The organism is Undibacterium hunanense (assembly GCF_014284335.1).
Taxonomy (GTDB): Bacteria; Pseudomonadota; Gammaproteobacteria; order Burkholderiales; family Burkholderiaceae_D; genus Undibacterium; species Undibacterium hunanense.
Genome location: NZ_JACOGF010000016.1, coordinates 1 through 15,544, shown reverse-complemented (window position 1 = coordinate 15,544; position 15,544 = coordinate 1). Strand labels below are relative to the sequence as shown.

Genomic DNA, 15,544 nt, shown 5'->3' with positions numbered 1-15,544 from the left:
GGTGCCTACATCAAAATATTTAGATATTTAGCTTTTGCTATACGCCGTCGTCTGGCAATTGCGGTTTTCCTGTGCTGGGAAATCTGCCTTGATGGCGTCATACCTGGTTTTTTCTTCTACGGTCAGGGCTCTCAGCTGATAGGCGAATTTATTCGTGCTGACGGCGCGCGGGCCTATGCGGGCGGAGCGTACGCCTTTGTTGCTGAGGTTGTTCAGGTGCAGTTTTGCCGCTTCTTCGGTTTTGAATACACCCAGTGAGATACCCCAGCGCAGATTGCTTTGGTCTTGTACGATGTAGAAATCGTTGATGCCCAGGCGGCGCAGTTCACCGGCTTTTTTATCCGCACCTTCTTTGCTGCCTTGCGAAGGAATAAAGACCATGTGGGTAGCGACATCCACCACGTTTATGCGGGATTGTCTTTCACCCAGTGCCAGGGCCTTCAATTTTTCTTCCAGCTTGTTGATGTCAGCCTGCACAAAATTGCCGACTTCAAGGCAGGCAATCACGTCCGGCTTTTTATCCGCGACGGCATCGACAGGCGTCACGGCTTCGGCTGCGGACAGGGGTTTGAGCTGGTCAGCATGGTGCTGCATCTTCAAACGTTCTGGCTCATGGGTGTCGAGTGACCAGTGTCCCAAATAGCCAAGATTAAACGCCAGCAGGAAGGCATTTAATAACAGCAGGCTCCAGAAAAAGAATCGCAGCATGGTAATTTGAGAAGTAATCAGTCCGGGCTTGATTGTGCCACGACAAACAGCCCCGTCAAGACCAGATTGTCGACATGTTGGTAAGGCAGGCTCAAATGGGCCAATAAATACGGGGCTGCGCCGCCAGAAATCACACAGCTGACGGATTGCTTCTGCTGTTCTTCCAGCATACTGACTGCGCGGCGAATGGCGCCGACCTGGGCGCTGATGCAGCCGCTGACAATGGCCTGGTCAGTGTTGTCGGCAAAAATGCCGGCAAGGCTGATGGATTCTGCCACTTGTGGCAACTGTGCAGTATTGCGAGCGAGGGATTCTGCCATCAGTTTAAGGCCGGGTAATATCATGCCGCCCTCGAATTGCCCTTGCGCGGTTACGGCATCAACTGTGGTGGCAGTTCCACAGGTAGCGACCACCAGGCCCTGCTGCGGAAACAGGTAGTGCGCGCCGACCATGGAAGCCAGCCTGTCACAACCCAGCTGTGCCGGGTTGCGGTAGGTATTGTGGATACCGGCGACCCGCTCTTGCGAGGCAAACCAGCGCACGTCCGCTGCCGGCTGTACGTCTTGCAGGATGGCTGACAGTTTCGCCCGGATGGCAGCACCGGCCACATTGGAAATCAACACCCGGGTAATCGGCATGGCGCGCCAGACGTGGTCAAGATTGGCCAGTTCGGCATGGCTGACGGAGCCGCTGTGCAACCATACTGGCACTTGCCCGCCAAGCGCCGTATCAGCCACCGGCACGGCCCATTTGATACGGGTATTGCCGGCATCAATCAATAATTGCATCAGCTTTCCTCATTATTTTATTGCCTGCCATGAGTCTGCCATGATCATGGGGTTGCGGGCCGCAGAGATACATCGCCCGCCATGACATTCACTTGCCCCTGCGTGGTCTGCAAGACCAGACAGCCATGCAGGTCCACCCCCAGGGCGACACCGGTATGCAGGACCTGACCATGGTCGAGTATGTTGACGGTTTGCCCTGCATGGGCATGCAGAGCATTCCAGCGTGGTAAAAAGCTGCTGAATCCTTGCGTGGCAAATTGTTCCAGTGTCGGTGCAAGTGCATTCAGCAGGCTGGCGACCAGGGCATTTCTATCCATTCTGGCCAGCCATGGTGCATCGGCGATGGTGCGCCCGATTTCGGCTTCCAGTGCGTCGGATACTTGCAGGTTGAGGCCGATGCCGGCAACTATCCAGGTGCCGCCGTTTTGCGCGGCAGTAGATTCCAGCAAGATGCCAGCCAGTTTTTTGCCATCACGCAAAATGTCATTCGGCCATTTAAGCTGTACGCTCAGGCCCAGGGTATTCAGGGTTTCAGCCAGGGCGACGCCGATTGCCAATGGCAAGCCCAGCAAATGCTGTGGTGCCTGTGGCAGATGCCATGCCAGAGAAAAAGTCAGCATGCCACCAGGTACGGTCAGCCATGGCCGTCCCGCGCGGCCACGCCCTGCCGTCTGGTGCACGGCAATGCGCAATACCGGGCACTGCAATTGCGGCAGCCTGGCCATCAGGTCGGCATTGGTAGACCCCGTTTCGGCGACGACTTCGATATCGACCTGACGTGCCGGACCATCGCAGCGTATTTCAATTTCTGCGGCATTGAGTTGTAAGTTCTGATTCGCCAAGGTATGTACCTGCATGTTCAATTCTGGATTGCTTCCGCGCTGTTGTTAAGCTCTATTGTTGCGCGCTGTTGTTTCACTCTGTGGATGCCAAATACATTGCTGAGGTGTTAAAAAAAACGGCACCCAGAATGCGGTGCCGTTTTTTTATGTCCTGCTTATTTCAGTGCTTGCGTCAGTGCTTGCATCAGTACTTATTTCTATACTTACGCTTCGCCATCTACCACATCAGTGGCGGCCACTTCTGGCAACGGAGCAAATGCTGCTTTTTCTGCTTCCAGCAAGGCTACGCGCTCATCGGCTTCCCAGGTTTCTTTCAACTTGCGGGCACGATGGAAGGCCAGACCGGTACCAGCTGGTATCAGACGACCAACGATGACGTTTTCTTTCAAGCCACGCAGACCGTCTTTTTTGCCCATGATCGCAGCTTCGGTCAGAACACGTGTGGTTTCCTGGAAGGACGCCGCAGAGATGAAGGAATCAGTAGACAGCGATGCCTTGGTGATACCCAGCAAGATATTTTCATAAGTTGCAGGGATACCATTCGCTGCTGCTACGCGATCGTTTTCATCCAGCAATTCAGAACGTTCTACCTGTTCACCAACGATGTAGTTGGCATCGCCTGGATTAACCACGACAACGCGACGCAACATCTGACGCACGATAACTTCAATGTGCTTGTCATTGATCTTAACGCCTTGCAAACGGTACACGTCCTGTACTTCGTCAACGATGTAACGTGCCAGCGCTTCGATACCCAGCAAGCGCAGGATGTCTTGTGGATCGGCGGGGCCGTCAACAATCATCTCACCTTTATTCACGACCTGGCCGTCATGCACCAGGACTTGTTTGTCTTTGGTGATCAGGAATTCGTGTTTCTCGCCGTCCATGTCTGTAATTTCCAGACGTTGCTTACCTTTGGTTTCTTTACCAAACGCAACCGTACCTGTCACTTCTGCCAGCATACCGGCATCTTTTGGTGAACGGGCTTCGAACAACTCGGCAACGCGTGGCAGACCACCGGTAATATCACGGGTTTTTTGTGATTCAGTCGGGATACGCGCCAGTACTTCACCCACGTGAACTTGCTGACCGTCTTTCACGGTAATCAGCGCGCCCACCTGGAAGCCGATAGTCACCGCATGTTCTGTACCGGCGATCTTGACTTCTTCGCCCTGTTCGTTCAACAGCTTGACTTGTGGACGCAGTGTTTTACCAGCTGCGCTACCACGACGTTTCGCATCGATCGCTACCAGTGTGGACAGACCAGTCACATCATCAACCTGTTTGGCAACAGTCACACCTTCTTCGACGTTTTCGAATTTCACCGTACCGGTGTATTCGGTAATGATAGGACGGGTCAGTGGATCCCACGTTGCCAGTGCTGTACCAGCTTTGATGACCAGACCGTCTTTGACGATCAGTGTCGCGCCGTAAGGTACTTTATGACGTTCACGTTCACGACCGTGGTCATCAGTGATCAGCACTTCGCCAGAACGGGAAATAACGATTTGATCGCCTTTACCGTTGGTGACATAACGCATGGTCGCTGTGAAACGGATAGTACCGTTGGATTTGGCTTCAACAGAAGACGCAACCGCTGCACGGGATGCCGCACCACCAATGTGGAAGGTACGCATCGTCAACTGTGTACCTGGTTCACCGATGGACTGCGCAGCGATAACACCGACAGCTTCACCAGAATTGACCAGATTACCGCGACCCAGGTCACGGCCATAGCACATCGCGCACAGACCGTAGCGTGTGTCGCAAGTCAGTGGTGTACGTACCTTGACTTCATCGATGCCCAGGGCTTCGATGCGTTCAACCATTATTTCATCCAGCAGGGAACCGGCTTCGTACAGTGTTTCCTGTGTTTCAGGATTGACGATGTCGTTGGCGCAAACGCGGCCCAGAATCAGGTCACGCAAAGGCACGTTAACTTCACCACCTTCAACAATCGCCTTCATGGACGAACCATTGGAAGTACCGCAGTCATCTTCAACCACAACCAGATCTTGCGTCACGTCAACCAGACGACGTGTCAGGTAACCGGAGTTCGCTGTCTTCAACGCCGTATCGGCCAGACCTTTACGGGCACCGTGCGTGGAAATGAAGTACTGCAAAACGTTCAGACCTTCGCGGAAATTCGCGGTGATCGGTGTTTCGATAATGGAGCCATCCGGTTTCGCCATCAGACCACGCATACCTGCCAACTGACGAATCTGTGCTGCAGAACCACGCGCACCGGAGTCGGCCATCATGTAAATGGCGTTGAAGGATTCTTGTGTACCAACAGTGCCGTCGCGACGTGTGACTGGTTCAACTTTCAGTTGTTCCATCATGGCCTTGCCGACTTCATCGCCGGTCTTGCCCCAGATATCGACCACTTTATTGTAACGTTCACCCGCAGTCACCAGACCGGACGCATATTGCTGTTCGATCTGTTTGACTTCGTGTTCGGCATTCGCTACCAGTGTTACTTTTTGTGGTGGTACCAGCATGTCATCGATACAGATGGAGATACCGGCGCGTGTCGCCAGGCGGAAACCCATTTGCATCAATTGATCAGCAAATACTACCGTAGCGCGCAGGCCGCACTTACGGAAAGACGTATCGATCAGCTTGGAAATTTCTTTCTTCTTCAGCGGACGGTTCAATACGGTAAATGGCAGACCTTTAGGCAGGATTTCAGACAAAATCGCACGGCCAACAGTCGTTTCATAACGCTTGATGGTTTTGACGAATTCGCCAGTTGCTGCATCTTTTGGATATTCGGTAATACGGACTGTTACGCGGGTAGCCAGTTCGACTTCCTTGTTGTCCCAGGCGCGGATCGCTTCTGAAACGTCAGGGAACATCATGCCTTCGCCCTTGCCGTTGATTTTTTCACGGGAAGCGTAGTACAGACCCAACACGATATCCTGGGAAGGAACGATAGACGGTTCACCATTGGATGGGAACAGAATATTGTTGGATGCCAGCATCAAAGTACGCGCTTCCATCTGTGCTTCGATAGACAGAGGAACGTGAACCGCCATTTGGTCACCGTCAAAGTCGGCATTGAAAGCCGCGCAGACGAGTGGATGCAACTGGATCGCTTTACCTTCAATCAAGACCGGTTCAAACGCCTGGATACCCAGACGATGCAGCGTAGGCGCACGGTTCAGCATGATAGGATGTTCGCGGATCACTTCTTCCAGAATATCCCAGACCACTGGTTCTTGAATCTCAACCAGTTTCTTCGCTGCCTTGATGGTGGTAGCCAGACCCATCAATTCCAGTTTATTGAAAATGAAAGGTTTGAACAGTTCCAGCGCCATCAGTTTTGGCAAGCCGCACTGATGCAATTTCAGTTGTGGACCAACCACGATAACGGAACGACCAGAGTAATCGACGCGCTTACCCAGCAAGTTTTGACGGAAACGACCGCCCTTACCCTTGATCATTTCTGCCAGGGATTTCAGAGGACGCTTGTTGGCGCCTGTCATGGCTTTACCGCGACGACCGTTATCCAGCAGGGAATCGACAGCTTCCTGCAACATACGCTTTTCATTGCGTGTGATGATTTCAGGAGCGCGCAATTCCATCAGACGCTTCAGACGGTTGTTACGGTTGATGACGCGGCGATACAGATCGTTCAGATCGGAAGTCGCAAAACGGCCACCATCCAGCGGGACCAATGGACGCAGTTCTGGCGGCAGAACCGGCAGCACTTCCATGATCATCCAGTCTGGCTTGATGCCGGAGCGCTGGAATGCTTCCAGTACTTTCAGGCGTTTTGCGTATTTCTTGATCTTGGCTTCAGATTTGGATTCTTTCAGCTCGGTACGCAGGGTTTCTGCATCACGGTCGATGTCGATGGAACGCAGCAATTCACGGATACCTTCGGCACCCATGTAAGCAGTGAATTCATCGCCATGCTCTTCGTACTTGGCAGCGTAGTCGTCTTCCGACATGATCTGGCATTTTTTCAGCGGAGTCATGCCAGGATCGGTGACCACATATGCTTCAAAATACAAAACACGTTCGATGTCACGCAAGGTCATGTCTAATACCATACCCAGACGGGATGGCAGGGATTTCAGGAACCAGATATGCGCAGTTGGAGAAGCCAGCTCGATATGGCCCATGCGTTCACGACGCACTTTGGCCAGAGTCACTTCAACGCCGCATTTTTCGCAGATCACGCCACGGTGTTTCAGGCGTTTGTACTTGCCGCACAGGCATTCGTAATCTTTGATCGGGCCAAAAATCTTGGCGCAAAACAGACCGTCGCGCTCAGGCTTGAAGGTACGATAGTTGATGGTTTCCGGCTTTTTAACTTCGCCGTAGGACCAGGAACGAATCTTTTCCGGAGACGCCAGACCAATTTTGATCGCGTCGAATTGTTCGTTGGGTTGGACTTGCTTGAATAGATCGAGCAGGGCTTTCATGTGTATCACTCCAGTGAAGCGCGCAAAACGCTTGGTGGCTGAATGGTGCTGCAAGGGAGGCATGTAGGACGTCTGACCCTGTTCGCATCGGCGGGAGAGCCAGGTCGCTTGGCGACACAGGTTCCGCTAATACCGGGAACGACTATCTGCTTCCAGACTGCTTACTAGCTAGCTTCTTATAACACCACCGCCCGGATGGTATCCAGGCGATGGTTTTACGACTAATTACTACAAACTTTTATCAAATCAATTGCGTTCGAGATCGATGTCGATACCCAGGGAACGAATTTCCTTGACCAGAACGTTGAAGGACTCTGGCATGCCGGCGTCGATCACATGATCACCCTTGACCAGGTTTTCATAGACCTTGGTACGGCCATTCACGTCATCTGACTTGACGGTCAACATCTCTTGCAAGACATATGACGCGCCGTAAGCTTCCAGTGCCCAGACTTCCATCTCACCGAAACGCTGGCCACCGAACTGAGCTTTACCGCCCAGTGGTTGCTGCGTGACCAGAGAGTAAGGACCGGTCGAACGTGCATGCATCTTGTCATCGACCAGATGGTGCAGTTTCAGAACGTGCATGTAGCCCAGTGTGACTTTACGCTCAAACGCTTCACCGGTACGGCCATCGAACAGGGTGACCTGGTTTTTCGATGGTGTCATACCCAGCTGTGCTGCGATATGGTCAGGGAAAGCCAGATCCAGCATGCGACGGATTTCATCTTCATGCGCACCGTCAAATACCGGTGTTGCAAATGGCACGCCGTGTTTCAGGTTGTTGGTCAGTTCCAGGATCTCAGCGTCGGAGAAGCCATCGATGTCTTCCTTCTTGCCAGATTCGTTATAAATCTTCTTCAGGAAATCACGCAGTTCTTCTACCTTGGCTTTGGCTTTCAGCATTTCGCCTATACGCAAGCCCAGACCTTTGGCAGCCCAGCCCAGATGCACTTCCAGAACCTGACCAACGTTCATACGTGATGGAACACCCAATGGGTTCAACACGATGTCTGCTGGTGTACCGTCAGCCATGTAAGGCATGTCTTCGATAGGCACGATACGGGAAACCACACCCTTGTTACCGTGACGACCCGCCATTTTGTCACCAGGTTGCAGGCGACGTTTAACGGCCAGGTAGACCTTGACCATTTTTTGTACGCCTGGCGGCAATTCATCGCCTTGCGTCAGCTTGGTACGTTTTTCTTCAAAAGCCAGATCGAACTGATGACGTTTTTCAGCGATGGAATCTTTCATCGCGACCAGCGCATTGGCTGCTTCATCCGATGCCAGGCGAATATCGAACCAGTGGTATTTATCCACGCTGGCCAGGTATTCCTTGGTGATCTTGGTGCCTTTGGCCAGTTTGGCCGGACCGCCGTCAGCTATCTTGCCATCCAGCATACGTTCCAGACGCTCAAATGCATCGCCTTCAACAATACGCAACTGATCGTTCAGATCGAGGCGATAACGCTTCAATTCATCATCGATAATCTGTTGTGCACGTTTGTCGCGTTGTATGCCTTCGCGGGTGAACACTTGTACGTCAATGACCGTACCTACCATGCCGGAAGGCACGCGCAGGGAGGTATCTTTAACGTCAGATGCTTTTTCACCGAAAATGGCGCGCAGCAGTTTTTCTTCTGGTGTCAGTTGGGTTTCACCTTTTGGTGTCACTTTACCGACCAGGGTATCACCGGCTGTTACTTCAGCACCGATGTAGACGATACCAGATTCATCCAGACGTGCCAGTTGATTTTCTGCCAGGTTGGAGATATCGCGGGTAATTTCTTCCGCGCCCAACTTGGTGTCACGGGCAACAACCGACAACTCTTCGATATGAATCGAGGTATAGCGATCATCAGCCACAACTTTTTCAGAGATCAGGATCGAATCTTCGAAGTTATAACCATTCCATGGCATGAAGGCGACCAGCATGTTCTGACCCAGGGCCAATTCGCCCAGATCTGTCGATGCACCGTCGGCCAGCACGTCACCCTTGGCAACCATGTCGCCAACCTTGACGATAGGACGCTGATTGATGTTGGTGTTCTGGTTGGAACGGGTGTACTTGATGAGGTTGTAAATATCCACACCGACTTCACCAGCCTGTGCTTCAGCATCATTCACACGAATAACGATACGGCCCGCATCGATGTAATCAACCTTACCGCCACGCAGTGCCTGTACTGTGGTACCGGAGTCAACTGCGACGGTACGTTCGATACCTGTACCAACGAATGCTTTTTCCGGACGCAAGCAAGGAACAGCCTGACGTTGCATGTTGGCACCCATCAGCGCGCGGTTCGCATCATCGTGTTCGAGGAACGGGATCAGCGATGCCGCAACGGAAACCACCTGACCAGTTGCCACGTCCATGTACTGGATACGTTCCGGGGATACCAGGATCGTTTCGCCAGCTTCACGAGCAGAAACCAGTTCATCGACCAGTTTGCCTTCGCCGTCGATCGTCGCATTCGCCTGAGCGATGATGTAACGACCTTCTTCAATCGCAGACAGGTAATCGATCTGGCTGGTGATTTTGCTGTCAACAACCTTGCGGTATGGTGTTTCCAGGAAACCGTATTCATTCAGACGTGCGTACAGCGCCAGAGAGTTGATCAGACCAATGTTTGGTCCCTCAGGTGTCTCAATCGGGCATACACGGCCATAGTGGGTTGGATGAACGTCACGGACTTCAAAGCCGGCGCGTTCACGTGTCAAACCACCAGGTCCCAGGGCGGAAATACGACGCTTGTGCGTAATTTCTGACAATGGGTTGGTCTGATCCATAAACTGGGACAATTGTGAAGAACCGAAGAACTCACGAATCGCAGCAGAGATAGGCTTGGAGTTGATCAGGTCATGCGGCATCAGGTTGTCGGCTTCAGCCTGACCCAGACGCTCTTTGACGGCACGTTCAACACGCACCAGACCAGCACGGAACTGGTTCTCTGCCAATTCACCGACGCAACGTACGCGACGATTACCCAAGTGATCGATATCATCGACTTCACCGCGACCATTGCGCAGTTCAACCAAAATCTTGATAACGGCCAGTACGTCTTCGTTCGACAAGGTCATGGCGCCTGTCAGTTCATCACGGCCAATACGGCGGTTGAACTTCATGCGGCCGACTGCGGACAAATCGTAACGCTCTTCGCTGTAGAACAAGCCATTGAACAGGGCTTCAACAGAATCTTCTGTTGGTGGTTCGCCAGGACGCATCATGCGGTAGATGGCAACGCGGGCAGCCATCTGGTCCGCTGTATCATCAGCACGCAGTGTTTGCGAGATGTAGGCACCCTGATCCAGGTCATTCGTGTACAGAGTCTGGATGTCAGTCACTTTGGCATCGCGCAGGCGACCCAGCAACTCTTCTGTCAGTTCATCATTGGCATTGGCGATTACTTCGCCGGTATCTGCATCAACGATGTTCTTGGCCAGTACGCGGCCCAGCAGATAGTCTTCAGGCACGGAAATGTGCTTGATGCCGCCAGCTTCGATTTCACGTACGTGTTTTGCATTGATACGCTTGTCTTTGGCAACGATGACTTTGCCATCTTTGTCGCTGATGTCAAAACGGGCGACTTCGCCACGCAGACGTTCTGCGACGAATTCCATTTCTGCGCCATCATTGTGCAGACTGAAATTATCAAAGACAAAGAAGTTGGCCAGAATCTGTTCATTGCTCATGCCTATGGCGCGCAGCAGGATAGTGACTGGCATCTTGCGACGACGGTCAATACGGAAGAACAGGATATCTTTTGGATCGAATTCAAAATCCAGCCAGGAACCACGGTAAGGAATGATCCTTGCCGAGAACAGCAATTTACCGGACGAATGTGTCTTGCCGCGGTCATGCTCAAAGAACACGCCAGGGGAACGATGCAACTGGGAAACAATCACACGCTCGGTACCGTTGATAACAAAAGAACCAGTAGTTGTCATCAAAGGCAATTCGCCCATGTAGACTTCCTGTTCTTTCATTTCTTTAACGACCGGCTTGGTTGGTGATTCCTTGTCCAGGATAACCAGACGCACTTTTGCACGCAAAGGCGATGCATAAGTCAATCCACGCAGTTGACATTCCTTGACGTCAAATGCAGGATCGCCTAAAACGTAGGACAGGAACTCCAGACGTGCGAAACCATTGTGCGAAACAATAGGGAAAATCGATGTGAAGGCAGACTGCAAGCCTTCGTTTTTGCGAGTTGACGGTGTTCTGTCTTCTTGTAAAAAACTCTGGTAAGACTCGATTTGAGTCGCCAGTAAGAACGGAACGTTGTGGACGTTGGCGCGCTTCGCAAAAGATTTACGAATACGCTTCTTCTCAGTAAATGAGTAGTGCATGGACACTCCGTGAGTGGCAAGGAAGGATAGAGAATTCAGGATTCCTGTCACATAACAGCCATTCTGTGACAAAAAAACCTCAAGTCTCAACCCTTGGTCTTAATAAACAGCTAAACAACCCTGAACGACAAAGAAGCCAAAGAGGAACCCTCTCTTCCAAGAGGATTCCTGTCTTTGACTTGGGCAAATCCGAAGACTTGCCATGATACCTGAATTACTTGATGTCGGCTTTCGCGCCTGCATCTTCCAGTTTTTTCTTAGCTGCGTCAGCATCAGCTTTGGAAACTGCTTCTTTAACTGCTTTAGGTGCGCCATCAACCAGGTCTTTAGCTTCTTTCAAGCCCAGGCCTGTGATTTCGCGAACTGCTTTAATGACGCCAACTTTGTTTGCGCCAACTTCAGCCAGAATTACGTTGAATTCTGTTTGTTCTTCAACTGCTGCTGCTGGACCGGCTGCTGCTGGGCCTGCTACTGCTGCTGCGGAAACACCAAATTTTTCTTCGAAAGCTTTTACCAGGTCGTTCAGGTCCATTACGGACATCGCGCCTACGGCTTCCAGGATATCGTCTTTGCTAAGTGCCATTTGAAACTCCAATTAATTAATTACATTGATACGGTATTTGACGGAAAAAAACTTATTCTGCGGCAGCTTCAGCAGCTTCTTCAGCTACTGGTGCTGCAGGAGAACCTGCTTCTTTCTGTGCTGCGACGGCTGCCAGAGCACGTGCGAAAGCAGATACAGGAGCCTGCATCATGCCAACCACTTGCGCCAACAATACTTCACGGCTAGGAATGCTTGCCAATGCGACAACGCCAGCTTTATCCAGCGATTTGCCTGCATAGTTACCCGCTTTAACAACCAGTTTGTCATTGCTTTTTGCAAAGTCTTGAACGACTTTAGCAGCAGCAACAGCATCTTCCGAGATTGCATAAATCAACGGACCAGTCATTTCAGAAGCGAGACTTGCAAATGCAGTTCCCTCAACAGCGCGACGTGCCAATGTGTTTTTCAACACACGCATGTATACGCCTTGAGCGCGTGCGCTAGCACGCAATTGCGTCAAATGACCGACCTGGATGCCACGATATTCGGCCACGACGATAGTCTGTGCAGTTGCTACTTTTGCAGAGACTTCAGCGACGACGGCTTTTTTGTCATTCAGATTGAGACTCACGGTCAACCTCCATTAATGATATTCAGTCCATACACCGGAATGATGTACTTCCCTCATATCGTTTCGAACACGGCGTCCGAAGTTAGGAGTTTCACTGGGGACCAGTAATCACTACAAAACTTGTTCGGGTACACCATCTGCGTTGGGTCCTGTCGATTGCTCTTCAGGTATTAACCTCATGCTTAATTAATTACTCTTACGCACTCGGCCCAACGGTCTTTGACACTCTGGATGCTTGTTCAAAACATCCAGCCCAAAGATGCGCCCTGCATCATGGATGCAGGGACTTAATTCTTGCTTAGCCTGCCAGATTGGCGTGGTCTACGCGTACACCTGCACCCATAGTGGATGAGATGGATACTTTACGCAGATACACACCTTTGCTGGATGCTGGTTTTGCTTTGTTCAAAGCATCGATCAGCGCAACCAGGTTGGATTTCAGATCGCCATCAGCAAACGACTTGCGGCCGATTGTTGTGTGAATGATACCGGCTTTGTCTGTACGGTATTGAACTTGACCAGCTTTTGCATTTTTAACTGCATTGGCTACGTCAGGAGTTACTGTACCGACTTTAGGATTAGGCATCAGGCCACGTGGGCCCAGGATCTGACCCAGAGTACCAACGATACGCATTGTGTCTGGAGAAGCGATAACAACGTCAAATGGCATGTCGCCAGCTTTAACGCGTTCAGCCAAATCTTCCATACCAACGATATCAGCACCGGCAGCTTTCGCTTCTTCCGCTTTTGCACCTTGTGCAAATACGGCGACGCGTACTGTTTTGCCTGTACCAGCTGGCAATACAACGGCGCCACGAACAACCTGGTCAGATTTCTTAGGATCAACGCCCAGTTGTACGGATACGTCGATGGATTCGTTGAATTTTGCTGTAGCGCATTCTTTGATCAAGGCGATAGCATTGTCAAATGGATACACTTTCAGGCGGTCAACTTTCGTTGCCAGCAATTTTGCTTTTTTAGATAACTTAGCCATTACAGACCCTCTACCGTGATGCCCATGGAACGAGCAGAACCTGCGATAGTACGCACTGCTGCGTCCATATCGGCGGCTGTCAAATCAGCGCGTTTAACGGTCGCGATTTCTTCAGCTTGCTGACGAGTGATCTTACCCACTTTGTCTGTATGCGGTTTTGCAGAACCTTTAGTGATACCAGCTGCCTTTTTGATCATGTAAGTTGCTGGAGGAGTCTTCATCACGAAAGTGAAAGACTTGTCAGCAAATGCTGTGATCACGACAGGGATAGGCATACCTGGCTCAACACCTTGAGTCTGCGCGTTGAACGCTTTGCAGAATTCCATGATGTTCAGACCACGTTGACCCAGAGCTGGACCGATAGGTGGGGATGGGTTTGCTTTACCAGCTGGCACTTGCAGCTTGATAAAACCAATGATTTTCTTTGCCATGTTGGCTCCTTCAATGAATGAGTAGTAGCGCCTGTCAATGTCTTTTCACACCAACAGGCTCCTCTGCCTGCTGGAAAACCTTCATTACTGCCTTGCTACACGAGGATTTTCCTGATCAGTTTCAACACATTGCTGTGTTACGTACTGATCGACGTAAATTCTTTATACTTTTTCGACCTGACCAAATTCCAGTTCAACTGGAGTGGCACGACCGAAAATGGTGACGGTGACACGCACTTTGGATTTTTCGTAATTCACTTCTTCGACGTTACCGTTAAAGTCAGTGAAAGGACCATCCTTGATACGTACTACTTCGCCAACTTCATACAATACTTTTGGCCTTGGTTTTTCTACACCGTCCTGCATCTGTTGCAGGATCTTGTCCACTTCATGCTGTGGTATCGGTGAAGGCTTGTTCGATTTACCGCCGATAAAGCCAGTTACCTTGCTGGTATTTTTTACCAGATGCCAGGTATCGTCAGTCATTTCCATCTCGACGAATACATAGCTAGGGAACAGACGACGTTCAGTCACTGCCTTCTTGCCATTTTTTACTTCGATGACTTCTTCGGTAGGAACCAGAATCTGACCGAACTTGTCCTGCATCTCTGCGCGTTCTATGCGCTCAACCAACGCACGATGCACGCTCTTTTCCATACCGGAATAAGCATGCACGGCGTACCATCTTTTAGCACTTTTAGGTACAGACACCGCTGGTGCTGTACCTTCTTCGTTTTCCTGAATGTTATCGCTCATTATTTTTTCCATCCGAGGATTACGTCATACAACAAAAATCCGATCAACTGATCAGTGCCCCACAAGAACAGCGCCATCACCAGTACAAAGCCGAATACGACGGCTGTGATCTGACCCGCTTCTTTTCTTGTTGGCCAAACTACTTTTTTGGTTTCGCGAACTGATTCTTTAGCAAAATCAACAAAATCGCGACCCATTTCTGAAGTTGCAACAAAACCTGCTGCAATTACCAACCCCAAAACCAAAGCAGCGGCGCGTATCCACGTCGCTTGTCCAGCGAGAATATAAAAAGCAGCAACACCGGCAACTGCAGCTACTACCGCCAAGATGACTTTGTACTTGTCATTGGATGTACTAACAGTTTGAACGGGATGATTAGACATACTTTATTTACTTTCGGTGGCCTGCGGCCTTGATGGTGGCAGGGGCGGAGGGAATCGAACCCGCGACCTTCGGTTTTGGAGACCGACGCTCTGCCAATTGAGCTACACCCCTACATCTTGACAATTAATGCACGCACTACCTGAACAGGTCAGGTAATGCGTGCATTTTACTACTTATTTATTACTCGATGATTTTAGCAACAACGCCAGCACCAACTGTACGGCCACCTTCACGGATAGCGAAGCGCAAGCCTTCTTCCATCGCGATCGGGTTGATCAATTTAACAGTGATAGATACGTTATCACCTGGCATCACCATTTCTTTGTCTTTCGGCAACTCGATCGAACCAGTTACGTCCGTTGTACGGAAATAGAACTGTGGACGGTAGTTGTTGAAGAATGGTGTATGACGGCCACCTTCATCTTTGGACAGAACATAGATCTCGCCTGTGAAGTGGGCGTGAGGCTTGATTGAGCCTGGTTTTGCCAACACTTGACCACGCTGGATATCTTCACGCTTAGTGCCACGCAGCAATACGCCGACGTTGTCACCAGCTTGACCTTGGTCCAGCAGTTTGCGGAACATTTCAACGCCAGTACATGTTGTTTTGACTGTGTCTTTGATACCGACGATTTCAATCTCTTCGCCAACTTTGACGATACCGCGTTCGATACGACCAG

12 protein-coding genes and 1 tRNA gene are annotated in these 15,544 nt (G+C 50.9%); all 13 read right to left on the bottom strand.

The genetic code is table 11. The features are described 5' to 3' along the window. Window positions 1–27: 27 nt before the first annotated feature. Complete coding sequence (locus H8L32_RS23430; RefSeq protein ID WP_186949971.1) at window positions 28–708, bottom strand: SPOR domain-containing protein; 681 nt, start codon at window positions 706–708, stop codon at window positions 28–30. 17 nt (window positions 709–725) lie between these two features. Next, window positions 726–1,496: a type III pantothenate kinase gene (locus tag H8L32_RS23425; protein ID WP_186949969.1), complete on the bottom strand. Its 771-nt coding sequence runs from the start codon at window positions 1,494–1,496 to the stop codon at window positions 726–728. Between the two features lie 44 nt (window positions 1,497–1,540). Further along, window positions 1,541–2,338: a biotin--[acetyl-CoA-carboxylase] ligase gene (locus H8L32_RS23420; protein WP_230412389.1), complete on the bottom strand. Its 798-nt coding sequence runs from the start codon at window positions 2,336–2,338 to the stop codon at window positions 1,541–1,543. A gap of 203 nt (window positions 2,339–2,541) precedes the next feature. Next, complete coding sequence (rpoC, locus tag H8L32_RS23415; protein ID WP_186949965.1) at window positions 2,542–6,771, bottom strand: DNA-directed RNA polymerase subunit beta'; 4,230 nt, start codon at window positions 6,769–6,771, stop codon at window positions 2,542–2,544. Between the two features lie 246 nt (window positions 6,772–7,017). Continuing rightward, complete coding sequence (gene rpoB, locus H8L32_RS23410; protein ID WP_186949963.1) at window positions 7,018–11,124, bottom strand: DNA-directed RNA polymerase subunit beta; 4,107 nt, start codon at window positions 11,122–11,124, stop codon at window positions 7,018–7,020. A gap of 214 nt (window positions 11,125–11,338) precedes the next feature. Beyond that, window positions 11,339–11,707, bottom strand: a complete 369-nt coding sequence (rplL, locus tag H8L32_RS23405) for a 50S ribosomal protein L7/L12 (protein ID WP_186949962.1) — start codon at window positions 11,705–11,707, stop codon at window positions 11,339–11,341. A gap of 52 nt (window positions 11,708–11,759) precedes the next feature. Then, entirely contained in the window at window positions 11,760–12,299 is a 540-nt protein-coding gene (rplJ, locus tag H8L32_RS23400) for a 50S ribosomal protein L10 (protein ID WP_186949960.1), read from the bottom strand. Window positions 12,300–12,597: 298 nt separating this feature from the next. Next, complete coding sequence (gene rplA, locus H8L32_RS23395) at window positions 12,598–13,293, bottom strand: 50S ribosomal protein L1 (RefSeq protein ID WP_110258377.1); 696 nt, start codon at window positions 13,291–13,293, stop codon at window positions 12,598–12,600. Beyond that, entirely contained in the window at window positions 13,293–13,724 is a 432-nt protein-coding gene (gene rplK / locus H8L32_RS23390) for a 50S ribosomal protein L11 (RefSeq protein WP_186949958.1), read from the bottom strand. Before rplK ends, rplA begins: the two co-directional genes overlap by 1 nt. A gap of 162 nt (window positions 13,725–13,886) precedes the next feature. After that, complete coding sequence (nusG, locus tag H8L32_RS23385; protein ID WP_186949956.1) at window positions 13,887–14,480, bottom strand: transcription termination/antitermination protein NusG; 594 nt, start codon at window positions 14,478–14,480, stop codon at window positions 13,887–13,889. Further along, on the bottom strand, window positions 14,480–14,863 hold the full coding sequence (gene secE / locus H8L32_RS23380) for a preprotein translocase subunit SecE (RefSeq protein ID WP_186949954.1): 384 nt from the start codon (window positions 14,861–14,863) through the stop codon (window positions 14,480–14,482). Before secE ends, nusG begins: the two co-directional genes overlap by 1 nt. A 36-nt stretch (window positions 14,864–14,899) precedes the next feature. Continuing rightward, window positions 14,900–14,975 (bottom strand) — tRNA-Trp (locus tag H8L32_RS23375). 69 nt (window positions 14,976–15,044) lie between these two features. Further along, window positions 15,045–15,544: EF-Tu C-terminal domain-related protein (locus H8L32_RS23370; protein WP_268977651.1), on the bottom strand; the 500-nt coding region annotated here is incomplete at its 5' end.

Bases quoted from the DNA above. Each gene is read 5' to 3' on its own strand.
- rplA (WP_110258377.1), bottom strand. From the start codon at position 13,293: ATGGCTAAGTTATCTAAAAAAGCAAAATTGCTGGCAACGAAAGTTGAC.
- rpoC (WP_186949965.1), bottom strand. From the start codon at position 6,771: ATGAAAGCCCTGCTCGATCTATTCAAGCAAGTCCAACCCAACGAACAA.
- secE (WP_186949954.1), bottom strand. From the start codon at position 14,863: ATGTCTAATCATCCCGTTCAAACTGTTAGTACATCCAATGACAAGTAC.
- H8L32_RS23430 (WP_186949971.1), bottom strand. From the start codon at position 708: ATGCTGCGATTCTTTTTCTGGAGCCTGCTGTTATTAAATGCCTTCCTG.
- H8L32_RS23425 (WP_186949969.1), bottom strand. From the start codon at position 1,496: ATGCAATTATTGATTGATGCCGGCAATACCCGTATCAAATGGGCCGTG.
- nusG (WP_186949956.1), bottom strand. From the start codon at position 14,480: ATGAGCGATAACATTCAGGAAAACGAAGAAGGTACAGCACCAGCGGTG.
- rplL (WP_186949962.1), bottom strand. From the start codon at position 11,707: ATGGCACTTAGCAAAGACGATATCCTGGAAGCCGTAGGCGCGATGTCC.
- rpoB (WP_186949963.1), bottom strand. From the start codon at position 11,124: ATGCACTACTCATTTACTGAGAAGAAGCGTATTCGTAAATCTTTTGCG.
- rplK (WP_186949958.1), bottom strand. From the start codon at position 13,724: ATGGCAAAGAAAATCATTGGTTTTATCAAGCTGCAAGTGCCAGCTGGT.